Below are 22,655 nucleotides of genomic sequence, written 5' to 3' on the forward strand. Positions count from 1 at the left end.
CAAAATCGAGAAGGCCAAAGCGCAGGTGCGCGCCAAGGTCGAGCACCCGTTCCGGGTGATCAAGCGCCAGTTCGGTTATGTGAAGACGCGCTTCCGTGGCTTGGTGAAGAACACGGCGCAGCTGGTGACGCTGTTCGCCCTGTCGAACCTGTGGATGGCGCGCAGACATTTACTGGCAACAGCAGGAGAGGTGCGTCTGTAATACGGGGGATAGCCGCCGTGAGGCTATCGCAGCGGCTAAGAACACAGAAATGAGCGGGTGATCTGATCGTTTTTGATCGATTTTCCGCTTTCAAAATCAGCGGAGGCTGAAGTCGGCCAGAAATGCATGGCTACTTCAGAGGATCCCTAGGTAAAATAATCCCAGATTGCGCTCAAAAAACTCTTCTGTGTTTACAGCAGGGTGTTCAGAGTTTTCCGGCCCAAGGTATCAATCTTAGCCAGCAGGCCGTATTAAATCTTCCGGCCCCCACACCTGTAGGGACTGCACCAACTTGAACACCCTGCTGGGCAAGGTTGATACTTAAAACCGAAAAAGTCTGAACACCCTGCTGGTGAAATTGATACACCTGAGGCGGATGGATACTCAGCCTCGGCATCCGACGAAACGCCAAGCTTATTAAGTATTGGAGCAGTTGTGCCAAGGGCCAAGAGTGGAGAATCATTGTGGGAATTTAAGTACAGAACTGTTCCGAGAGTGGTAAAGCTACGAAATACGCTTAAATTGTACTAACAAGAAAACACCGGCACGAGGCCGGTGTTAGAGGTATTCAGTTTCGGTACAAAACCGTAGCATACCCACTCAGATTATTTATTAACTAGATAATACCCCCAACTGAACCTGAGGAGTTTTAGTGAAGGCTACTCATCACAGTATGCACTTACACCGTCAATTATCAGATGCTCGGCAGCAATATCTATTTTCATAGCACCACTATCAGCACTTAGGCGAATAGTACCTTTTTCTTCGGTGATATTTAGATCAAGTATGCAATTTGACTGCAAGCCATTAATTTGCAATTCACTCACGCCTACGGCTAGCAACCTTAGTTGAACGCGATTAAACCCAGAGCTCTCCCACTTCTTGGGTGGCTGCTTGGGAAACTCACGTAGGTCAAACCTTAGAAGAACTCTTGGGCCATCACGCTGGATATCAATGCCATGCAGGTTGATACCTTCAAGTGAGGGCATGTCCTGCCCATAAATAGCTTTAAGCGCTGTCGCATCGACAAGATTTTCAGTCCAAATTTCCATTTTTACCTCACCAAGAGTAGTGATTTTGAGTCCCTGGGACAGAGCCAGTACGCGTGTTTTCTGGAGGGCGAACATTAAAGTGAGGCCCCTGATCTCCGACACCTTTCTGTCCAAATTGATGGCCTGCAGAGTGGTCTTGTATCACCACTTTTGTTCCATCTGGCCGTGTATAGGTGTATTCCCGAGTCATCACTGGCTTGCCATCTAAGCCGAGAACCGACGTCCCGCCACGATTAGTCATAGGCACCTTTGTAACTGCATCGGGGTGCTGTGCTCTAGGAATCCCAAGATCTCTTTTTGCCGACCCAAGAGCACCACTCCGACCTAACCCAGCTGGAACAGGGCAATACGCAAGCTCACCCTGTGGGCTAAGACCGCCCCTGAGTCCACCCATAGGACCGAAGCCACCAGCCCCACTAGGGCTGCAAATCATTGCCTCAAATCCCGGGACACACGGAGGGGCAATCGTGCCGCCAAGCTTGGCAAGCCCTAATGGATCGATAAAGTTAACGGGATTGCCTTCTACGTACCCGTAAGTATTGAGTCCGCCCTGCAGCCCAATCGGGTCACTTTCGACGTACCGCCCCGTCTCGGGGTCGTAATCGCGGAAGTAGTTGTAGTGCAGCCCGGTTTCTTGGTCGAAGTACTGACCAGGAAAACGCAAGTTTACGCTCAAACTACCGCTGGCCTGCCCAACACCAAACGCGTCCGACTGCCATTGCCAAACGCTTTGCTGGCTCTGGTTGGTGGCCAGTCGCGGAGTATTGAGGTGGTCGCTGTGCAGGTAGAACGGTGTGCTGCTGGCTATGGCGCCTTGTGCGTTATAAGTCACAGTAAGGCCGGCAATCGGCAGGTTATCCAACCAGATATAGAACTGGCTGCTTTGCCGCTGTCCCACAGGGCTTAGTAACCGCTCTTCCAGCAATTGGCCGTTAGAGCCGTATAAGAAAACTGTAGTGCCACCAGTCATAATCTTGTGTGTACGTTGCCCCAAGGCATTGTAGCGATATTCCGCAACCCTCACGCCGCCGATTTTTACGCGTGCTAGCCGGTTCTGCTGGTCGTATTCTAGTTGCCGCTCAGGACGATCCTGCGTCAGGTTACCAGCTGCATCACTGACTACAGACTTTTCGGCTATTTGAGAGAGTCGGTTGCTGCTGGCTGCATAGCTGTACTGAGTGACGGAGCTTGTTTGCGAGCTTCCATTAACTATGGGCGTCACCGTTTTGCTTATACGGTTACCTGCCGCGTCGTAGGCAAATTTTTGCTGCAAGTTAACTCGTTTTTCTGATGTGAGACGATCCAATGCATCGTAACCGTAGCTCAGATTACCGAAGAGATTGCTCTGCAGGCTTTCGATATTGCTATTGAAATCGTAGCTATAGGCGATATTCCAATTGGCTAACTGCTGACTAACCAATCGGTAATCCTGATCATAGGCTCTCAACAGGCTCAGGCCATTGGCCCAAGTCAGGCTTTTCAAGGGACCGAATGGAAGATACTGAATCTGGCTGGCAAGGGCTGCTGGCTTTCCGTTGCTAACTTGCAACTGAACTTGGCTTATTTGTCCAGCGCTGTTGCGAGCATACAGAATACGAAACCCCATGGGGTAAGTGATACTTACTAGCTGATTAGCATCATCATACTCATAAATCAAGCTATCGTAATAATCCGCCCCTGATAGCTGTACCGAACGTAACTGTTCGGTAAGGTTCCCTCTGCCGTCATAGTGGTAACCAATTACGCCACTAGCGTCTTGAATACCGGTCAATCGCCCCACACCATGGTTGCCTTCAGCTGTCATGTCATAGTGATACCGTACATTTAAGGATGGATTAGCCGGATACTGGCGTAAAACGAGGCGATTAAGCGCATCGTAGGTATAGGCAGTAACTACGCCTCGGGCATCGGTCGTATTGATGACGTTGCCAGCCGTATCGTGGACATAGGTTGTCGCGCCGCTATCAGGACTGATTAGTTTAGTCAGGTTACCCAGTCCGTCATACTCATATCGCGTGATAATACCGCGCGGATCACGTACCTGGGTCAGGTTATCCTGGCTATCGTAAGAAAGTTGAGTTGCGCCATTGAGTGGGTCGGTACTCGATACCAGACGATTGAGTGCGTCGAAGCCACTCGTCGTAGTTGTTTGTTTTGGCGTTTGGCTCATTGTCCGGTTGCTATTGACATCGTAACCATATTTATAAGTTTGCCCACCAGCTCCGACACTTCGCAAAAAGCGCCCTAACTCATCATAGACCCAGGCTTGTTGATGAGTAATATTATTACTGACATCACGTAGACGCTGAGCAGTTCGATTGCCCATGGCATCGTAGTAAAACTCAATTTTTTCCCCGAGCTTATTACTTACGGCTACTAGGCGGCGTGCCGCACTCCAAGTGTACTCCAACCAACTGCCATCACCTCGAGTGACTTTGGTGATCTGACCAATAGTGTCGTACTCGAAATGCGTAGTGCTGCCGACGGTACTGATGGAGGCAAGCCATCCTTGAGGCGTATAACTTAATACAGTAGTCACATTATTGGCATCCAACAGCGCTTGAGGATTGCCGTAAGTGTCAAAATTCGACAACTGGGTAGTATGACCAAGGGGGTTAGTAACCGAGATCAGATGGCCCTGAGCATCATAGCTGTAGGTAGTGATATCCGAGACATCGGACCGAGGGCCATCAACGCTTTTAATTAGACCTAAATCATTATAAGCATAACTCCAAATCTGCTGGGATGCAGATGCGAAGCTCACACATGGGAAAAACAAAAAAATATAAAAGAAATTTTTAAAATTAATCATCTTCTTCCTTGACCTTCAGAGACTATTGGGCCTGAACGATTTCTAGGGACTTCAACTGCCCATTATTCGTATAAAAATAATTAGTGATATTCGACTGAGTAATTATTTTGACAATTTTAGGTAGAGTCGCATGCCACTCATACTTAGTAGCCCTTGAAAGAGACGTTCCATGCGCCTCTGTCTTTAAGGTAAGCTGTGACTTATTATTATAAACATAAGTAGTCTTTAGCCCCCTACCATCAACACTCTCTACAAGATCACCAGAGGCATTATACGCATACTTCGAATTACTGTAGGGGCAGTTCGGGGATGGCTCGCCGATTATCTGAACTATCTTATACCCACCATTAAAAACATCATGAACATACTTTGTCTTCTTTCCCAACGGATTCGTGACAACTGTAGTCTTTGAGTCAACATATTCAACTGAAGTTAAATCCGCTCCACCATTATGCTCACTAGAAACAGCCCTTAGCCTTTCGTCATATTTCCAAGTCGCATATCTCTTACCGTTTTCGTCAATCAAACCTGTTAATAGCCAAGGAAATCTAGCATCTTCGTAGGCATACCTTCTTACCGCTCCATGCTTCGCAACAGACACAAGATTATTTTTAGAATATTCATAAGATATTAAAGTACCGCCTATTGCTGCCGACCTTAGCTGCCGGAAAACATCCTGCGTCAAAGTCATTTTCTTGCCAACCGCATTAGTTATAACTATCGAACTCACACCCGATGGACTATTTACTGCAGCCTGATGGACAAGTGAAACTTTCCGGCCAAAAACATCCGTATACGCCATCAAAACGCCATCCTTGCTAAATAAGTACAACTCACCCTCACCACTTTGATATAGCCAATTCGTACCGCTTCTTGTTAAGCGACCTTTGGCACCAGAATATGCTGTCAATGTTTTTTTTATAAATACGTATCGCTCTCCATTTTCTTTCTCAAAAGTTATAAACGAATCTCCGACATATAACGCGGAAGAGTAATTATGCCTCCACCCTCCATCTAAACTATTATATGTACGATACAATGAAAGAGTCCCATCTGACTGATAGGGTAAATCAACTTCCACCTGAATCTTACTACCATTAAAGATACTTATTGGATTCCCTACAAGGCCACATGGCTGTGGCCCATAGTTATTGTCAGGTGCTGGCATGCTTGGCGAGGGCGGGGGTGGCAATGATAAACTAGTGTCAATAGGCGTGACTTCAACCATCTCACACCCCAAAGAAAACGACGGGAACAATATGGCAAAAAAAAATGCAATTGAACCCTGCTCAATTTTTTTAAAATCTATCAGCATATAATGTCCACATCCGCACTTAAAACACCAACTGGAAATTCGCGTACAGCCACGGCCCCACCACTGAAGTCTTGCTGCCGCATCGATAATATCACTCTATCAAGAAGAGTTATACAACTTAGAGACTCATCACCCAACTCGGGCACCGATAATCTGCAGAGAGAGTCTTGCACCAAATGAATATATGTGAAGTAAATGTCTGATTTCGACAAAATGAATACGCCGTAGCCTTCATTTGGGCAAATCTCTAAAGATCTTGATTTAGAGCTCTTTTTTATTGCAGGTAACTGAAGCCCTAAATTTAGCACACCGTACCCCAATGGCGCTCTGGTTACAAGCAAGCTCTTTCCCGCCGCCCTCTTAAAAGTCTCGTTTTGGACTATTACTACATCACCAATTACCTCCACCCATCCTGAGCTTACAGATAATTTAATATTTATTTTTGAAGCCAATCCAGATTCCAAAGTATTATTATCGGACACCCATTTTGAAAAAAAATTATCGACCTGTTTTTTTATTGAACCAGATAACTTAACAGCCCTCACTTGCTTAACAACAACTTTTTCGCTCACTGCGAAAGCCAACACTGGAGCAAGCGCCACCCCCCCAAGCAAAGATAAAGAGAATTTTCTTCTAGTTATACTCATTTTTCAAATTCCACCTTAGTATCGATATAACAATCACCCAAAGGATATGCAACACAAAGCAGCACCCAACCTTGCACCATTTGATCATCATCAAGAAAGGATTGATCGCTCTGATCGACCGCCCCCGCCCGCACCATACACGCACAAGAGCTACAAGATCCCGCCCGACAACTATTACGAATATCAATGCCCTGCCTTTCTGCTGCTTCTAAAATATACTCATCACCACCACACAAGATGGCACACCCGTCAATACTAATCCTATAATATGGTGTTCCGACCACCACACCAGGCGGTAATTCTAATGGCATTATAATAACTCCTCATACTAACTATTACCTCCCCCTCCAAAATATACACTTCGCAACGGGAGATTGCTTTGTAACAAAGTTATTGTGTCAAATTAATATGAAACGTACAATACTTGACATTGACAAAACTTTATCAACAATAGAGACTCACGTCTCGCATGAGATATTTCTATATGCGTTGCTATAGCGAAACTCTCAACAAGGCCCTCTTTCTTTTATTTTTATTGCGCTGCCAGCCTCGTCTAAGGAAGGCCTTAAGTAGTCATGTGTTTCTTACTGACTTCAGCCGCTGCTTATTTTTGAAATGGGTAAACCGATCAAAAACGATCAGATCGCCGCTCAGTCCGGGTTTAATAGACCACTATAGTCAAACCTCAAGCCCCGGCTAAGCCGGGGGATTACCTTTTTTATTTATGCACATCGCTCAGGACTTATTAGGGAAACTCTGAAAAAGCCATATTTACGAACTGGCAGGTCTATAAGCCGCGTGATTACTTAGCCTTTCTTCATAGCTTCCCTAGATTTTTTGAGGTAGTAGATAAGACTAGCCTCCTAGGTTTTACGAAATTACTGCCATAGGCACTGTAGTTTAGCTACCGTCGCTATTTTAATTCTGTGCACAAATGAAAATTATCCCTTCATCTTCCACAGCCTCCTTGGCGATCGCTTAAGGCATCCATTTGGTGTTCAATGAGCAATGCACACACAGCCTTTGAAAACAGATGCTTTTTTTTGCTAGACACGCTATTGCCTAGCACAAACACTTGAGCTACCAATAAGCCCGCTTGACCTGTAGCTACGGAGCAATGCCTTGCCAGCACCACGCACTCAACGTTTGAAAAATGTGCTGCCCGGACTGATTAGCGCACTCATAGTGATAGCTCTAATAGTCAGCTTGGCCTGGCAGACCAATGATCTTTTGCGCCTAATACGCAGCCCTTTACCCCAGCCCGAAAACCAGATAGCAGTCACCCACAAACAACACGACCCTTCTGCAATCGCTAAGCTGTTCGGCACGCCTATGCAGGCTGAAAGCTACGTGCCACCTGCAACCTCGCTACGTCTAACCTTGCTTGGTAGCTTCGTGCATAGCGATCCTGCGCGATCCAGCGCCATCCTCCAGCAGGATGGCCGGCCAGCACAGCGTTATCTGGTAAACGCTGAACTTGAGTCAGGTGTGCACTTAGTAAAAGTGGATTCTGATCACGTCGAGGTGCTGCGCAACGGGCGACGTGAGCGTCTGAATTTCCCTCAGCGTCAATTGTCCGCTACCGCCGCACCCGCGACAGGCGATACGCTTGAACAACTCGACCAGCTTGAAGCCGATAACCTCGAGACGCTACGCGAACGTATGGAAGCCCTGCGCGAGCAAATGGAAGTCAGTGGGATGCCGAGTACCGATAGCGAACCAGTAGAAGTCGACCCTGCCAATGAATCGTCACCGGAAAGCGAATGACCTGATGCCCCAGATTCTCCCGCGCCTCAGCCTTGCCCTGCTTGCTGCCAGTTTCACGCTTTGCCCGCTGCCCAGTTACGCCGCCATCGAACCGGTGAGCCGCGACAGCCGTCAGGACGAGAGCTGGACCATAAATCTCAAGGGCGCCGACATCCGCGAGTTTATCGATCAGGTGGCGCAGATCAGCGGCCAGACCTTCGTCGTCGACCCGCGGGTCAAAGGCCAGGTCACCGTGGTATCGAGCACGCCCTTGGGCTTGAGCGAGGTTTATCAGCTATTTCTCTCGGTGATGGCGACCCACGGTTACAGCGTGATGGCGCAGGGTGAGCAGGCGCGCATCGTGCCCAATGCCGAAGCCAAGGCTGATGCGAGCCCATCTGGTGCCGGCGCATTCAGCGGGCCGGATCGCCTGGAAACCCGCCTGATTCAGGTGCAACACGGCCCGGCTGCCGAACTGATCCCGCTGATCCGTCCACTGGTGCCGCCCTATGGCCACCTGGCGGCAGTGACCTCGGCCAATGCCATCATCATCAGCGACCGCGCCGCCAATATCGCGCGCATCGAAGACCTGTTGCGTCAACTGGACCAGAAGGGTGAGCACGATTACAGCGTGGTCAACCTGCAGCACGCCTGGGTCATGGACACCGCCGAGGTGCTCAACAACAGCCTGACACGCGGCCAGGGCACAACGGCCGGCGGCGCCCAGGTGATTGCCGACGGCCGCACCAACCGCCTGATTCTCCTTGGCCCACCCGCGGCCCGCGAACGCCTCGCCGCCCTCGCCCGCTCGCTCGACACACCGGCCAGTCGCTCGGCCAATACCCGGGTGATTCGCCTGCGCCACAACGATGCCAAAGCCCTGGCGGAAACCCTGGGGGAAATATCCGAAAGCCTGAAGACTACGGAGGGCACGGCAACGTCTGGCGGCCCCCAGCAAAATGTGCTGATCCGCGCCGATGAAAGCCTCAATGCCCTGGTTATGCTGGCCGAGCCCGACACGGTGGCAATGCTCGAAGACATCGTCCGCCAGCTCGATGTGCCCCGCGCTCAGGTGATGGTCGAAGCGGCCATTGTCGAGGTCTCCGGTGATATCACCGATGCCCTTGGCGTGCAGTGGGCCGTGGATGCACGGGGCAGCACGGGCGGCCTCGGCGGCGTCAATTTCGGCAATACCGGGCTGTCGGTCGGCAGCGTGCTGCAAGCCATCCAGGATGGTGATGGTGACAGCAGCACCCTGAACAACCTGCCTGATGGGGCGATCATCGGCCTGGGCAGCGACAGCTTCGGTGTACTGATCACCGCGCTGTCGGCCAACGCCAAAAGCAACCTGCTGTCCACACCCAGCCTGCTGACCCTGGACAACCAGCAAGCGGAAATCCTCGTCGGCCAGAATGTGCCCTTCCAGACCGGCTCGTTCACCACCAGTTCCTCGGGCGCCGACAACCCCTTCACCACCATCGAGCGCCAGGACATCGGGGTTACGCTCAAAGTCACCCCGCATATCAACGATGGCGCAACCCTGCGCCTGGAGATCGAGCAGGAAATTTCCTCGATTGCGCCATCTACTCAGGGCGTCAACGCGGTAGACCTGATCACCAACAAGCGCTCGATCAAGAGCACCGTGCTCGCCGAGGATGGCCAGGTGATCGTCCTGGGCGGGCTGATCCAGGACGACGTCACCCAGACCGATTCCAAGGTGCCCTTGCTCGGCGATATACCACTGCTGGGACGGCTGTTCCGCTCAAGCCGTGACACCCGTACCAAGCGCAACCTGATGGTTTTTCTGCGGCCCACGGTCGTGCGAGACGGCGCCGGGCTGGCCGCGCTGTCGGGCAAGAAGTACAGCGATATCCGCGTACTCGGCGATGTCCGCGACGGTTATCGACCCGGCATCCTACCGCGCGATCCCAGCCGCCTGTTCGACAAGCAGGGCCCGTCAACCATCGACCTGCGCGAGCAATAACGCAATGACCCCGGCAAGCCGGGGTCATCGAGTCTTCCAGAATCTGGGGTTCAGTCGAGGTACTGCATCTTGCGGCTCATGCCGCCGTCGACCACGAACTCCTGCCCTGTGACGAAGCCGGCCCGTGGCGACAGCAACCAGGCGACCATCGCCGCGACGTCTTCCACCGTGCCCACACGCCCCACCGGGTGCTGGGTATGGTCTTCACTACGTAGCGGCGCGTCGCGCTGGGCACGGCGGTCGCGAGCATCAATCCAGCCCGGGCTGACCGCATTGACCCGTACTTCCGGACCAAGGCTGATCGACAGCGCGTGGGTCAGTGCGACCAGACCGCCCTTGCTCGCCGCATAGGCTTCGCAATCGGCCTCCGACTGGGAGGCACGGGTCGAGGCGATGTTGACGATGGCCCCGCGGTGCGCACGCAGGTATGGCACGCAATGCTTGGCCAGCAACAGGGCACCGGTGAGATTGACTGCCAGGGTGCGGTTCCAGCGCGCCAGGTCGAGGCGTTCGAGCGGCAGGTTGTGCGGCTCGGACAGGCCGGCGTTGCACACCAGCGCATCGAGCCGGCCAAACTGCCCCAGCACTTCGGCCACGGCGACTTGCACCTGACTCTCCTGGCTGACATCCAGGGCCACGAACCAGGCCTGCTCACCCAGCGCCTTGGCCACCCGCGTGCCACGGCTACGGTCGACGTCGGCAAGCACCACATGCCAACCTTCGGCGATCAACCAGGCACTGATGCCCAGACCGATACCCCGCGCCGCCCCCGTAACCAGCGCCACCTTGCCATTCGTGGCACCGGCACGAGTCGGTTGCCAGTCCAGCGCAGCCTGCTCGCCCACCTGGGACTCGCTCACAAGGCTGCCAGGCCGCGGGCCAGGTCGGCCTGCAGATCGGCAACGTCTTCCAGGCCCACAGCCACGCGAATCAGATTATCGCGAATCCCGGCATTGGCCCGCTCGGCCGGCGACAGGCGCCCGTGGGAGGTGGTCGCCGGGTGAGCGATGGTGGTCTTGGTGTCGCCCAGGTTGGTGGTGATCGAGACCACCCGCGTAGCGTCGATAAAGCGCCAGGCGGCTTCGCGCCCGCCCTTGACCTCGAAACTCACCACTGCGCCGAATGCGCTCTGCTGACGTTTGGCCAACTCATGCTGCGGATGGCTCGGCAAACCGGCGTAGTAAACATGCTCGACACCTGGCTGCTGCTCCAGCCACTGGGCCAGATGCAGGGCACTGGCGCAATGGGCCTGCATGCGCACGCGCAAGGTTTCCAGGCCCTTGAGGAAGATCCAGGCGTTGAACGGACTAAGGGTTGGACCGGCGGTGCGCAGGAAGCCGACCACTTCCTTCATCTGCTCGGCACGACCGGCGACCACGCCGCCCATGCTGCGGCCTTGCCCGTCGATGTACTTGGTCGCCGAGTGCATGATGATGTCCGCACCCAACGCCAGGGGCTGCTGCAGGGCTGGGGTGCAGAAGCAGTTGTCCACCGCCAGCAGCGCGCCCTTGGCATGGGCGATATCGGCCAGAGCGGCGATGTCCACCAACTCCGCCAAGGGGTTGGACGGCGACTCGACAAACAGCAGGCGGGTGTTGGGCTTGAATGCCCCACGCCAGGCGTCCAGATCCGCCAGCGGCACGTAGTCCACTTCCACACCAAAGCGCTTGAGGTACTTCTCGAACAGGCTGATGGTCGAGCCGAATACGCTGCGCGAAACCAGTACATGGTCACCGCCGCTGCACAGGCTCATGACAATCGACAGAATCGCCGACATGCCCGATGAGGTGGCCACCGCTTGTTCGGCGCCCTCCAGCGCGGCAATACGCTCCTCAAAGGCGCGCACCGTCGGGTTGGTGTAGCGCGAGTAGACGTTGCCCGGCACCTCGCCGGCGAAGCGCGCCGCAGCATCGGCTGCGGTGCGGAACACATAGCTGGAGGTGGGGTAGATCGCCTCGCTGTGCTCGCCTTCCGGTGAACGATGCTGACCGGCGCGCACCGCCAGGGTGTCGAAACCCACACCGTCGAGATCGCTGTCGAGCCTGCCGGCTTCCCATTCCAGTGTCATATCGCTACCTCATGCTGACCATGGCCCCGACATCCAGGGCTGGTCTTCGATAACATCCCGGATCACCTCCGGGCTACGGTCTTGCTGCTTGCAGCTCAGTTGTTATACAGATCAATGATCGCGCTGACCGCCTGGGACTTGGCCTTGGTCAGGTCATTGCGCGCCTGGTCGATCCTGTTCAGGTAGGCCTCATCGACGTCGCCGGTGACGTACTTGCCATCGAACACCGCGCAGTCGAAGTTGGCAATCTTGATCTTCTTGCTACCACTGACCGCTTCGATCAGGTCCGTCAGGTCCTGATAAATCAGCCAGTCGGCGCCAATCAGCTCGGCAACCTGCTCGGTGCTGCGGTTGTGGGCGATCAGCTCATGGGCGCTGGGCATGTCGATGCCGTACACGTTGGGGTAACGCACCGCCGGCGCAGCCGAGCAGAAATAGACATTCTTCGCCCCGGCTTCGCGGGCCATCTGGATGATCTGCTTACAGGTGGTGCCGCGTACGATGGAGTCATCCACCAGCATCACATTCTTGCCGCGGAATTCCAGTTCAATGGCGTTGAGCTTTTGCCGCACGGATTTCTTGCGCGCCGCCTGGCCCGGCATAATGAAGGTGCGGCCGATATAGCGATTCTTGACGAAGCCTTCGCGGAACTTCACGCCCAGGCGATTGGCCAGTTCCAGCGCGGCAGTACGGCTGGTATCGGGGATCGGGATGACCACATCGATGTCATGTTCCGGACGCTCACGGAGAATCTTGTCGGCCAGCTTCTCGCCCATGCGCAGGCGCGCCTTGTACACCGAGATGCCGTCCATGATCGAATCCGGGCGCGCCAGATAGACATGCTCGAAGATGCACGGCGAGTAGCTCGGGTTGCTCGCACACTGGCGGGTATGCAGCTGGCCGTCTTCGGTGATGTACACCGCTTCGCCCGGTGCCAGGTCACGGATCAGGGTGAAACCAAGCACGTCCAGGGACACGCTCTCGGAGGCGATCATGTACTCCACGCCTTCATCGGTGTGGCGCTGACCGAAGACGATCGGGCGAATACCGTGGGGGTCGCGGAAGCCGACGATGCCGTAGCCGGTGATCATCGCCACCACCGCATAACCGCCCAGGCAACGCTCGTGTACGTCGGTGACCGCGGCAAACACGTCTTCTTCGGTCGGCTGCAGCTTGCCGCGCTGGGCCAACTCGTGGGCGAACACGTTGAGCAGCACTTCCGAATCGGAGTTGGTGTTCACATGGCGCAGATCGGACTCGTAGATTTCCTTGGCCAACTGCTCGACGTTGGTCAGGTTGCCGTTGTGCGCCAGGGTGATGCCATAGGGCGAGTTGACGTAGAACGGCTGCGCCTCGGCCGAGCTGGAGCTACCGGCGGTTGGGTAGCGGACATGGCCAATGCCCATGTGGCCGACCAGACGCTGCATGTGGCGCTGCTGAAACACGTCGCGCACCAGGCCGTTGTCCTTGCGCAGGAACAGCCGGCCCTCATGGCTGGTGACGATACCGGCAGCATCCTGGCCGCGGTGCTGAAGAACGGTGAGCCCGTCATACAGCGCCTGATTGACGTTCGATTTACCGACGATACCGACAATGCCACACATGTGCCGCAACCCCTACTGAGTGAAACAAGCTTAATGCGCGCCGCTCAAGGCAACTTCGGCCCCAAGAGCGCTTCTTTGAACGGCAATTCAGCAGGAGCGCTGATACCGCTGGCGAGCCACTGACTGGACATCCCGAGAATCAGGTTTTTCGACCAGTCCGCAACCATGAGAAAGTGCGGCAGCAGCGTCGATTGCTGCCACCAGGCATCCTGTTGCACCGGCGCCAGGCTGGTCAGCCCGACCGCCACAACGACCAGCAAGGCGCCGCGCGCCGCACCGAACACCATGCCCAGGAAACGATCCGTGCCCGACAGCCCGGTGACGCGGATCAACTCCCCAATCAGGTAATTGATCAACGCACCCACCAGCAGGGTGAACACGAACAACAGTATGCAGGCGGCGATAACACGCGCCGACGGTGTTTCGATAAATTCGCTGAGGTGTACCGAAAGGGCGCCGCCGAACATCCAGGCGACCACCCCGGCAATGATCCAGGTGAGCAGCGACAAGGCCTCTTTGACGAAGCCACGGCTCAAGCTGATCAGGCTTGATACGGCGATGACGGCGATAATCGCCCAATCGACCCAGGTGAATGCCACGTTTCAGGCTACCGACGGAAAAGGCGCTGCATTTTAACAGAGCGCCGGGGTTCGGGTAAGCAAAGGATTGCAGTCATCAGACAAGCTTCTGCTGCAGGCTACCCGGGTGGCTTATCCCTGCTCGGGCTGGAAACGCACGACAAAACCGTTGAGTTTCTGCTGACGGTTAAGCAAGTCACGCAAGCGGTCGGCCTCGGCGCGCTCGATCAAGGGCCCGACGAACACTCGGTTCATCCCGTCGACACTGCGGATATAGGCGTTGTAGCCCTGGGTGCGCAGGGTCTTCTGCAGGGTTTCCGCGCCAGCGCGGCTGGACAGGCTCGCCAGCTGCACCGACCAGCTGACCGGCAGCTTGTTGGCATCCAGACGGCTAGGCGCAGCTACTGGAGCACTTGCAACAGGCGGCGCGGGCGTGGCGGCGGGTGCTGGCTGAGGCGCGGGGGCGGATTGGGAGGCTGGCGCTTCGGCAGCAAGGGCCGAAGTGTCGACCTCGGGGGTCTGCTCAAGCAAATCGCCAATGGGATCGGCGGGATCGGCCGGCACCGGCTCATCGGGCAGCGCCTGCGGGTCTGGCACTAGCGCAGGCTGCATCTCGATCTCAGGCATCGTCGGCACCTGAGGCACGGGCGGTGCATCGACCACCACGCGGCGCAGTTCATCCTCACGCGACAGCAGCATCGGCAGAAAAATCACCGCCAGCGCCACCAGTACCAAGGCACCGACAAAACGCTGCTTCAACCCGTTATCCAGCAAAGCCATCCTGCACGTCCCCTTGGGCATGGCGGGCCAGCCATTCCAGGGCCTCGGCCACGCAGTAGAAAGATCCAAACAGCACGATTTCATCGCCCTCGCCTGCATGCTCGCATTGAGCACGCAGGGCCTCACTTACCGAAGCCCAGGCACTCACTGTAGCGCCCTGCGCCTGCAGGTGAGCCTGCAACTGCTCAACCGGGCGACTCCGCACGGTTGCCAGCGGTACCACAGCCCAGTCGGCAAATACCGTCAGCAGCGGCGCAACCACACCTGCAAGATCCTTGTCAGCCAGCAAACCGAACACGGCATGACGGCGGACCGATTGCGATTGCCTCTGCAGACGTTGCGCCAAATAGTCGGCCGCGTGGGGATTATGCCCAACATCGAGCAGCAGCGTGAGACTCTTGCCCTGCCAATTGAGCGCTCGCCGATCCAGACGGCCAGTGACTCGCGTACTGAGCAAGGCGCGCTGCAAGGACGCTTGCGTCCAGGGCAGATCGAGCAGAGCGTAGGCCTGCAGAGCAAGGGCTGCGTTTTCCATGGGTAATTCGAGCAGCGGCAACCCATTAAGTTGCAGTACCTGCCCTTGCCCATCCAGACCGCGCCAGTCCCAGTGCTGCGTCTTTACATAAAGGTCGTAGTCACGGCCGCGCAGGAACAGGGGTGCATCCAGACTGGCCACGGCCTCGAAAATCGGCAACGGTGGATCGAGATCGCCACACAGCGCTGGCTTACCGGCCCGCAGAATGCCAGCCTTCTCGAAGGCCACCGACTCACGGGTGTCACCCAACCAGTCAGCATGGTCCAGGCCGATGCTGGTAATCAGGGCAAGGTCGGGGTCGAGCAGATTGACCGCATCCAGACGCCCGCCCAAGCCGACTTCCAGGACCACTGCATCCAGATCGGCCCGCTGAAACAGCCAGAAAGCGGCCAGCGTGCCCATCTCGAAATAGGTCAGGGACACCTCGGCACGCGCCGCCTCGACTGCAGCAAAGGCCTCGCACAGCTCAGCATCACTGGCTTCACGGCCATTGAGCATGACCCGCTCGTTGTAGCGCAGCAGGTGGGGCGAGGCATAAACGCCAACCTTGAGCCCCTGTTCACGCAGCAGCGCGGCGATAAACGCGCAGGTCGAGCCTTTGCCATTGGTGCCGGTCACAGTAATGATGCGTGGCGCCAGGCGTGGCAGCGCCAGGCGCTGCAGCACGCTATGCGAGCGTTCCAGCCCCATGTCGATGGCGCTGGGGTGCAACTGCTCCAGATAGGCCAGCCATTCGGCCAGGGAGCCTGGGGTCATGCGCTGACAGCAACAACAGACGGCGATGGCAGGTGCATGAACTGCGCCAGCACACGACCCAGACGGGTACGCAGCTCATGGCGCGGGATGATCATGTCGATGGCGCCGTGTTCAAGCAGGAACTCGCTGCGCTGGAAGCCTTCCGGCAGTTTTTCCCGCACGGTCTGCTCGATAACCCGCGGGCCGGCAAAACCGATCAGCGCCTTGGGCTCGGCCACGATAATGTCACCGAGCATCGCCAGGCTGGCCGAGACACCGCCATACACCGGATCGGTCAATACGGAAACGAAGGGAATGCCTTCCTCACGCAGACGGGCCAGCACTGCCGAGGTCTTGGCCATCTGCATCAGCGAGATCAGCGCTTCCTGCATGCGTGCACCACCCGAGGCGGAGAAACAAACGAACGGGCAACGACGCTCCAGCGCCACGTTAGCCGCCTGCACGAAACGCTCCCCGACGATGGCCCCCATCGAGCCGCCCATAAAGGAGAACTCAAAGGCACAGGCCACCACCGGCATGTTCTGCAAGGTGCCACTCATGGCAATCAAGGCATCCTTTTCACCGGTTTGCTTCTGCGCACCGGCCAGACGGTCCTTGTACTTTTTGCTATCGCGAAACTTCAGACGGTCGACAGGCTCCAGATCGGCGCCGATTTCCTCACGGCCTTCGGCATCGAGGAATATGTTCAGCCGCGCGCGCGCGTCGATACGCATGTGGTGGTTGCACTTCGGGCAGACATCCAGGGTCTTTTCCAGCTCGGGCTTGTAGAGCACCGCTTCACAGGACGGGCACTTGTGCCACAGGCCTTCCGGCACCGAGCTCTTCTTGATTTCGGAACGCATGATCGAGGGGATCAGTTTGTCTACCAACCAGTTGCTCATGCTCTTCATTCTCCAACGCTGGGGTCGACCGCTGACCCGGCGGGCCTTCGATCAGACGAATTCACAATAGCAGCCTTGTTGCGCAGGGACCGTACCTCCCACGCTCGCCACCTGGACTATTCCCGCCGTGCGGGCAACAGCTTAGTGGACGGCGCAGCAAGGGCAGCCGTCACATCGTCGCCGGCGCGACTCAGGCCGATCTCACCGCACGCACAAAAGCACGAATCTTCTCGGCATCCTTGATGCCCTTGCTCAGCTCGACACCGCCACTGACATCCACGCCATAGGGCCGGACCTGGGCAATGGCCACCGCCACGTTCGCCGCATCCAGACCGCCAGCGAGAATGATCGGCCGAGCACTGTCGCGCGGCACCAGCGACCAGTCGAATGCCTCACCGGTACCACCTGGCACCCCTTCAACATAGGTGTCGAGCAAAATACCGGCTGCATCCGCATAGCGCGCCATGGCAGCAGCCAGGTCATCGCCCGGCTTCACCCGCAAGGCCTTGAGGTAGGGCCGCGCGTAACGCGCACAGGTTTCTGGGGTTTCATCACCATGAAACTGCAGCAGATCCAGCGGCACGGCAGCCAGGATATCGCTGAGCTCGCGATGCGTAGCATCGACGAACAGCCCCACCGTGGTCACGAACGGCGGCAAGGCCGCGATAATCGCCTGCGCCTGTGCCACGGTCACGGCCCGCGGGCTCTTGGCATAGAACACCAGGCCGATGGCGTCAGCGCCCGCCTGAGCCGCTGCCAGTGCATCCTCTATACGGGTAATGCCACAGATCTTGCTGCGAACGACGGCCAAAACACAGTACCTACTGATAAAAAATCGATGGTAACAAACACCCGCTCAGGCGTCAGCCGCCACGTCGGGCAGGCCGGAAAGGAAATGCGGCCCGAGGTAACGGGTGGGCAGATCGAACTCGGCAGGATAGTCGACCTGTATCAGGTACAGGCCGTAAGGATGCGCCGTCACCCCACCGGTACGCCGCACCCCGGTTTCCAGCACCTCACGCGCCCACTCGACAGGGCGCTCGCCCGCCCCGATGGTCATCAGTACGCCGGCAATATTGCGCACCATGTGATGCAGAAAGGCGTTGGCGCGGATATCCAGCACGATAAAGCGGCCATGTTGCAGCAGCTCGAGGTGGTGCACGGTCTTGATCGGCGACTTGGCCTGGCACTGCCGCGCACGGAAGGCACTGAAGTCATGGGTGCCCAGAAACGCCTTGGCCGCTTCACGCATACGCGCAAGATCCAGCGGGCGATGGTTCCAGGTCACCTCTTCGGCCATGTGCGCAGGGCGGATCGGGTCGTTGTAGATCACGTAACGATAACGCCGCGCCATGGCGCAGAAGCGCGCATCGAAGTGCCGCGGCATAAAACGCGCCCAGGCCACGCTGATATCGCCCGGCAAATTCATATTGGTGCCCATGATCCAGGCATGCTCGGTGCGCTCGACAGTCGTGTCGAAATGCACGACCTGGCCACTGGCATGCACCAGCGCATCGGTGCGTCCGGCGCAACTGAGGGTGATGGCTGCGCCACCCGCCACCCGCGAGAGCGCTTTCTCCAGGGACTCCTGAATCGACGGCACGCCAGCGCGCTGACGCTGGAAGCCGCGATAGCGCGAGCCTTTGTATTCGATACCCAGGGCGACTTTATAAACGCCAACGGCAGCCGAATCGGCTGCCGCTGTAGAGGTTGTTGCATCAGACATTGATTAAACCAGTTTAGAAATCAGCTCACGTGCTTCCTGCTGCTGACCTTCGTCACCTTCACTGACCACCTCATCGAGGATGTCACGGGCACCTTCGGTGTCCCCCATATCGATGTAGGCACGGGCCAGATCGAGTTTGGTCGCGGTTTCGTCGGTCCCGGAGAGGAAGTCGAAATCATCGTCATCATCCGCATCCAGCCCGGCCGCATAGTCGACAGCTGGCGGCGGCGCATCGGCAGGCGAAGCATCAAGACTCTCGGACAACTGATCCAGCTCGGCGGTCACACTGTCGAGTTGTGCAGCGAAGCTGTCGGCCTTTGGAGCAGCCGGCTCATCATCACCCAGCGAGAGGTCGAAATCGGATGGCAGGTCAAACGCGTCCTCCTCGGCCAGAAGCGAAGGAGTCGGCTCGGCTGCAGCAGCCGGTGCCGGTTCATCATCAAGGCTGAGCAGGAAGTCGTCTTCCTCGGAGGTGTCACCGACACTGCTGTCAAGATCGAGGGTGAAGTCCGCCAGGTCATCGCTGAGTGCAGCATCGCCCTGTACTTCATCATCCAGGGCCAGATCGAAAGCCAGATCATCCGCTGCGGCGGCCGGAGTCGACGGAACCGACAGGTCCAGGTCCGAATCCAGGGACAAGCCATCCAGATCATCCAGCGCGGCATCCGCCGATTTCGGCTGATCGTCATCCAGATCGGATGACAGATCATCCAGACTCAGGTCGAAACCGTCATCCAGATCAGCCGGCGCATTACCGCCCCGAGGCTCATCGAGGGTCAGATCGTCCAGACTGAAGCTATCGAGATCGTCCTGGCTGACTGCGGCAGCAGCGAAGCCTGCGCCGAGCACTGCCATGGCCGGGTAGCGCGCCTTGAGCTGATCGACATCCGCCGCAGCACCACCAATTTCACGCAGCTCATTTTCTTGCCGGGCAAAACCTTCACGGTCGCCCAGCTCGGCATGCACTTCCATCAGTTTCAAACGCAGGTCCGCACGATGCGGCTCGTCGTTGATGGCGTTCTGCAGCAACTCGGCAGCCTGGTTGAAACGACCGTAGGCAATATAGATATCCGCCTCGCCCAGGGCATCGCCGGTTTGCGCTGTAACAGGCGCCTCACTCGACGGCTCGCTGCCCAGGTCATCACTCATACCCTCGAAACTGTCTGCTGGCAGTTCCAGGTCACTGTCATAGGGCGACGCATCACTGCCAGCAAGTTGGCGATCTTCGTGTGCTTCAGCTTCTTTCATGGCATTGCGGCGTGACACCATCATCAACGCGATAAGCAACGCCAACAGGGCAATACCACCGCCAATGCCAAGCAACATGGGGTTGGCAAACAGATCGTCGAGCATACCGCGCTCAGCAACCGGCTCGACTGGAGCGGCGGGCTTGGGCGGAACAACCGGATTAGCAGGCGCTGGCTCGGCAGGTTCTGCCTGTGCGGCAGGTGGTGTCGCAGCATCGGCTGGTGCCGGCGAAGCAGCCTCAGGCTCGGCGTAATTGTAATCCGGCTGCGCCTGCGGTTCTGCTTGCGGCGCCGCGGGGTCAGCAGGCATAGCAGCTTCAGGCTGAGCTTCAGCCGGCGCGGCAGGAGCCGCAGGTGCTTCAGCAGCACCTGCTGGCTCAGCGGTGCTGCCTGGCTGAGCCAGATCAGCCTGCAGCTTGGCGAGCTGATCATCCTTGAGCTGGATCAGGCGCTGCAGCTTATCAAGCTGCCCTTCCAGGTCACCGAGACGGCTCTTGAGTTCGTCATTCTCCCGACGCGTAGAATCCAGGCTCTCCTGAGTGACCGCCAGCTTATCGCTAAGGGCTTTGCTGCCAGCAGCACCGGTATCGCTACCACGAGTGGCGTCACCACTGTCGGCAGCCAGCAACTTGAGGCTGTCCTGAGTCTGAGCCTGAGCAGGAGCGGCCCCTGCTGCACTGCGGCGGGTAGCATCGAGCTGCCGAGCACTGGCCCCTACGGCACGACGCTCACGCCAGGCGGCGTTCTGCTCCGCAACTTGCGCCAGTGCCTCGCGCTGAGTGCGAGCAGTGATCTGTTCGCCCTCAGGCAGACGCAGCACCTGGCCGCTCTTCATCCGATTGATATTGCCGTCAATAAAGGCGCCCGGATTAAGGTCCTGAATCGCCAGCATGGTCTGGTGCACGCTGCCATTACCGCGCGCACGCTGGGCAATTTCCCAGAGTGTGTCGTTCGCAGTGGTCCGGTATTCGCCACCGGGCGCAGCGCTACGGGCTACTGGCGCCGCAGACGGTGCCGGCGCGCTTACAGGCGCACGACTCGCGGCAGGTGCAACCGGTGCAGAGACCGGCGCGCGCGGCGCAGGGGCAGCCACGGGCAACTGCGGCGCAGCAGCTGCTGCGGTCTGCGGGGAATACAACGGTGGATCGAGTAACAGGGTGTATTCACGCAGCAGGCGACCATTGGGCCAGAGCACTTCAACGAGAAAGTTCAAATAAGGTTCACGCACCGGCTTGCTGGACGTCACGCGAATAACGCTTTTGCCATTGGCCTTGATAATCGGTGTGAACTTGAGATCGGTCAGGAAATACTGACGGTCAACGCCCGCCTTGTTGAACTCATCCGGAGACGCCAGGTTAGGCAGCACTTCGTTGGTGGCAAGGTCACGAACCTCGAGCAACTCGATCTCCGCCACCAAGGGCTGGTTGAGAGCCGATTGCAAGGTAACCTCACCCAGCCCCAGCGCATGCGCCATGCCGGACGACAGCGCCGAAGCGGCGGCGATTGCCAGCACCAGTTTGCGAACCCGAACCATAGCGTTATCCCTTGTTTTATCTTTTCTCGAACAGCGAGAGGGGCCTATTGTTCGCTGCCTGTCTCCGTCCTCGGACGGCTCCCCATTCAGCAAACAACTCAGCCAGTATTGACAAGCTCGAAAGATTCTTCAAATTTCTAGGTAAGTATCTTTTACAGATAGTGTTTTATCAATAACTCAGCCAATTGCACAGCATTCAGCGCCGCGCCTTTTCTCACGTTATCAGACGTAATCCACAAATTGAGCTCTGTAGGATCATCAATACCGCCGCGTACCCGGCCAACATAGGGCACATCTTGGCCGACTGCATCGCCGACAACCGTGGGGAAATCCTTCGGTTCTACATATTCCAAAACCGTGGAAGAGGCCAGATGAGCTAACACTGCCTCCATATTCACAGGACCGGCTGCCTGCAGCGAAACACTGATGCTATCGCCAAAGAATACCGGCGCCTGCAAACAGGTGGTCGATACCGGCAGATCGGGCAGCGCCAGCAGTTGCTTGAGCTCCTCCCCCACGCGCCGCTCCAGCACACCATGGCCCTGCTCATCGGGCGCATCGACCTGGGCCAGCAGGTTGAAGGCCATCTGCTGTTCGAACAGACGCGGTTCAAGCGGCCGCCCATTAAGCAGCTCTGCGGTCTGCCGGGCCAGCTCGGCAACGCCTTCACGACCACGACTGGAGACGGCCAGACAGGCGGTAACGGTCAAGCGCCGAACCTCCACCTGCTCACGCAATGCTGCGAGAACAATGGCGACGGCAACGGCCGGCGCACAAGGGCTACTCAATTGATAAGGGGCAACCAACCCGTCGAGTACACTCGCATTGACCTCGGGCACCACCCGCGGCGCCTGTGTCGATGGCAAGGCACCGCTGAGGTCGATGACCTGGCAACCGGCCGCCAGGGCCTTGTCGATATGCGCCAGGGTCACGCTGGGATGGGCGGCGAAAAACACCAGACGCACCCGGGAAAAGTCGAACCCCTCAACGGCGGCGACGCGCAGGTTACGCTCTTTGAACGACAGCGTGCGCCCAGCGGATTCAGCGCCGGCCAGCACGTGTAGCTCGCCAACAGGAAATTCGCGCTCATCGAGCACCTGCACCAGGGTTTCGCCCACACTGCCGGTGGCGCCAATTATTGCGAGATCAAAACGGGGAGTCATGGGGACTTCATTTAGCAAGGAACCA

At 57.0% G+C, this 22,655-nt stretch carries 19 protein-coding genes; 3 read left to right on the top strand and 16 right to left on the bottom strand.

Annotated elements, in window-relative coordinates:
- On the top strand, positions 1-202 hold a 202-nt coding region (locus tag BMW49_RS02870), incomplete at its 5' end, for a transposase (protein ID WP_139205691.1).
- A 659-nt stretch (positions 203-861) separates the two neighbouring features.
- Here the strand turns inward: BMW49_RS02870 and BMW49_RS02875 are convergent.
- Genes BMW49_RS02875 through BMW49_RS02885 form a run of 5 tightly spaced genes read right to left on the bottom strand, consistent with a single transcriptional unit; the run spans position 862 to position 6,339 of the window.
- Entirely contained in the window at positions 862-1,254 is a 393-nt protein-coding gene (locus tag BMW49_RS02875; protein ID WP_167362775.1) for an Imm50 family immunity protein, read from the bottom strand.
- A 7-nt stretch (positions 1,255-1,261) separates the two neighbouring features.
- Positions 1,262-4,066, bottom strand: a complete 2,805-nt coding sequence (locus tag BMW49_RS02880; protein WP_083251823.1) for an HNH/endonuclease VII fold putative polymorphic toxin — start codon at positions 4,064-4,066, stop codon at positions 1,262-1,264.
- Positions 4,067-4,088: 22 nt separating this feature from the next.
- The gene (locus BMW49_RS24425) at positions 4,089-5,381 is read right to left on the bottom strand and encodes a DUF6531 domain-containing protein (RefSeq protein ID WP_139133847.1); all 1,293 of its coding nucleotides are present in this window, start codon (positions 5,379-5,381) and stop codon (positions 4,089-4,091) included.
- Positions 5,375-6,028 (bottom strand): hypothetical protein, encoded by a 654-nt coding sequence (locus tag BMW49_RS24430; RefSeq protein WP_139133846.1) that lies wholly within the window; start codon positions 6,026-6,028, stop codon positions 5,375-5,377. The genes BMW49_RS24425 and BMW49_RS24430 overlap by 7 nt, the downstream gene beginning before the upstream one ends.
- Complete coding sequence (locus BMW49_RS02885) at positions 6,025-6,339, bottom strand: 2Fe-2S iron-sulfur cluster-binding protein (protein WP_069521352.1); 315 nt, start codon at positions 6,337-6,339, stop codon at positions 6,025-6,027. The genes BMW49_RS24430 and BMW49_RS02885 overlap by 4 nt, the downstream gene beginning before the upstream one ends.
- 811 nt (positions 6,340-7,150) lie before the next feature.
- Here BMW49_RS02885 and BMW49_RS02890 point away from each other — a divergent pair.
- Both BMW49_RS02890 and gspD read left to right on the top strand, forming a co-directional pair.
- A complete protein-coding gene (locus BMW49_RS02890; RefSeq protein ID WP_069521349.1) occupies positions 7,151-7,795 on the top strand; it encodes a type II secretion system protein N in 645 nt (214 codons plus the stop codon).
- Positions 7,796-7,799: 4 nt separating this feature from the next.
- Positions 7,800-9,758, top strand: coding sequence for a type II secretion system secretin GspD (gene gspD / locus BMW49_RS02895; RefSeq protein WP_069521347.1), 1,959 nt, complete (start codon positions 7,800-7,802; stop codon positions 9,756-9,758).
- 50 nt (positions 9,759-9,808) lie between these two features.
- On the opposite strand, the gene BMW49_RS02900 is transcribed toward gspD, so the two are convergent.
- The 11 genes from BMW49_RS02900 to BMW49_RS02950 form a co-directional block, all read right to left on the bottom strand.
- Positions 9,809-10,585, bottom strand: a complete 777-nt coding sequence (locus BMW49_RS02900) for an SDR family oxidoreductase (protein ID WP_069521359.1) — start codon at positions 10,583-10,585, stop codon at positions 9,809-9,811.
- Between the two features lie 29 nt (positions 10,586-10,614).
- Positions 10,615-11,826: an O-succinylhomoserine sulfhydrylase gene (locus tag BMW49_RS02905; RefSeq protein ID WP_069521345.1), complete on the bottom strand. Its 1,212-nt coding sequence runs from the start codon at positions 11,824-11,826 to the stop codon at positions 10,615-10,617.
- A gap of 95 nt (positions 11,827-11,921) precedes the next feature.
- Positions 11,922-13,430 carry an amidophosphoribosyltransferase gene (gene purF, locus BMW49_RS02910; protein ID WP_069521343.1) on the bottom strand — a complete coding sequence of 503 codons (1,509 nt, stop codon included), beginning with the start codon at positions 13,428-13,430 and terminating at the stop codon, positions 11,922-11,924.
- A gap of 44 nt (positions 13,431-13,474) precedes the next feature.
- Complete coding sequence (locus tag BMW49_RS02915) at positions 13,475-14,029, bottom strand: CvpA family protein (protein ID WP_069521341.1); 555 nt, start codon at positions 14,027-14,029, stop codon at positions 13,475-13,477.
- 111 nt (positions 14,030-14,140) lie between these two features.
- On the bottom strand, positions 14,141-14,788 hold the full coding sequence (locus BMW49_RS02920; RefSeq protein WP_069521338.1) for an SPOR domain-containing protein: 648 nt from the start codon (positions 14,786-14,788) through the stop codon (positions 14,141-14,143).
- Positions 14,772-16,079 carry a bifunctional tetrahydrofolate synthase/dihydrofolate synthase gene (folC, locus tag BMW49_RS02925; RefSeq protein ID WP_069521336.1) on the bottom strand — a complete coding sequence of 436 codons (1,308 nt, stop codon included), beginning with the start codon at positions 16,077-16,079 and terminating at the stop codon, positions 14,772-14,774. The genes BMW49_RS02920 and folC overlap by 17 nt, the downstream gene beginning before the upstream one ends.
- Positions 16,076-16,960, bottom strand: a complete 885-nt coding sequence (accD, locus tag BMW49_RS02930; RefSeq protein WP_069521334.1) for an acetyl-CoA carboxylase, carboxyltransferase subunit beta — start codon at positions 16,958-16,960, stop codon at positions 16,076-16,078. Before accD ends, folC begins: the two co-directional genes overlap by 4 nt.
- 190 nt (positions 16,961-17,150) lie before the next feature.
- On the bottom strand, positions 17,151-17,771 hold the full coding sequence (locus tag BMW49_RS02935; protein ID WP_069521332.1) for a phosphoribosylanthranilate isomerase: 621 nt from the start codon (positions 17,769-17,771) through the stop codon (positions 17,151-17,153).
- A gap of 45 nt (positions 17,772-17,816) precedes the next feature.
- A complete protein-coding gene (truA, locus tag BMW49_RS02940) occupies positions 17,817-18,686 on the bottom strand; it encodes a tRNA pseudouridine(38-40) synthase TruA (protein ID WP_069521330.1) in 870 nt (289 codons plus the stop codon).
- Between the two features lie 3 nt (positions 18,687-18,689).
- The gene (locus BMW49_RS02945; RefSeq protein WP_069521328.1) at positions 18,690-21,467 is read right to left on the bottom strand and encodes a motility hub landmark protein FimV; all 2,778 of its coding nucleotides are present in this window, start codon (positions 21,465-21,467) and stop codon (positions 18,690-18,692) included.
- A gap of 152 nt (positions 21,468-21,619) precedes the next feature.
- Positions 21,620-22,630, bottom strand: coding sequence for an aspartate-semialdehyde dehydrogenase (locus tag BMW49_RS02950; RefSeq protein ID WP_069521325.1), 1,011 nt, complete (start codon positions 22,628-22,630; stop codon positions 21,620-21,622).
- Between the last annotated feature and the right edge of the window lie 25 nt (positions 22,631-22,655).

The sequence above is a fragment of the Pseudomonas cuatrocienegasensis genome (assembly GCF_900110925.1).
Taxonomy (GTDB): Bacteria; Pseudomonadota; Gammaproteobacteria; order Pseudomonadales; family Pseudomonadaceae; genus Aquipseudomonas; species Aquipseudomonas cuatrocienegasensis.

Bases quoted from the DNA above. Each gene is read 5' to 3' on its own strand.
- folC (WP_069521336.1), bottom strand. From the start codon at position 16,079: ATGACCCCAGGCTCCCTGGCCGAATGGCTGGCCTATCTGGAGCAGTTG.
- BMW49_RS02885 (WP_069521352.1), bottom strand. From the start codon at position 6,339: ATGCCATTAGAATTACCGCCTGGTGTGGTGGTCGGAACACCATATTAT.
- BMW49_RS02950 (WP_069521325.1), bottom strand. From the start codon at position 22,630: ATGACTCCCCGTTTTGATCTCGCAATAATTGGCGCCACCGGCAGTGTG.
- BMW49_RS24425 (WP_139133847.1), bottom strand. From the start codon at position 5,381: ATGCTGATAGATTTTAAAAAAATTGAGCAGGGTTCAATTGCATTTTTT.
- BMW49_RS24430 (WP_139133846.1), bottom strand. From the start codon at position 6,028: ATGAGTATAACTAGAAGAAAATTCTCTTTATCTTTGCTTGGGGGGGTG.
- BMW49_RS02875 (WP_167362775.1), bottom strand. From the start codon at position 1,254: ATGGAAATTTGGACTGAAAATCTTGTCGATGCGACAGCGCTTAAAGCT.
- gspD (WP_069521347.1), top strand. From the start codon at position 7,800: ATGCCCCAGATTCTCCCGCGCCTCAGCCTTGCCCTGCTTGCTGCCAGT.
- BMW49_RS02920 (WP_069521338.1), bottom strand. From the start codon at position 14,788: ATGGCTTTGCTGGATAACGGGTTGAAGCAGCGTTTTGTCGGTGCCTTG.
- truA (WP_069521330.1), bottom strand. From the start codon at position 18,686: ATGTCTGATGCAACAACCTCTACAGCGGCAGCCGATTCGGCTGCCGTT.
- accD (WP_069521334.1), bottom strand. From the start codon at position 16,960: ATGAGCAACTGGTTGGTAGACAAACTGATCCCCTCGATCATGCGTTCC.
- BMW49_RS02905 (WP_069521345.1), bottom strand. From the start codon at position 11,826: ATGACACTGGAATGGGAAGCCGGCAGGCTCGACAGCGATCTCGACGGT.
- purF (WP_069521343.1), bottom strand. From the start codon at position 13,430: ATGTGTGGCATTGTCGGTATCGTCGGTAAATCGAACGTCAATCAGGCG.
- BMW49_RS02880 (WP_083251823.1), bottom strand. From the start codon at position 4,066: ATGATTAATTTTAAAAATTTCTTTTATATTTTTTTGTTTTTCCCATGT.
- BMW49_RS02945 (WP_069521328.1), bottom strand. From the start codon at position 21,467: ATGGTTCGGGTTCGCAAACTGGTGCTGGCAATCGCCGCCGCTTCGGCG.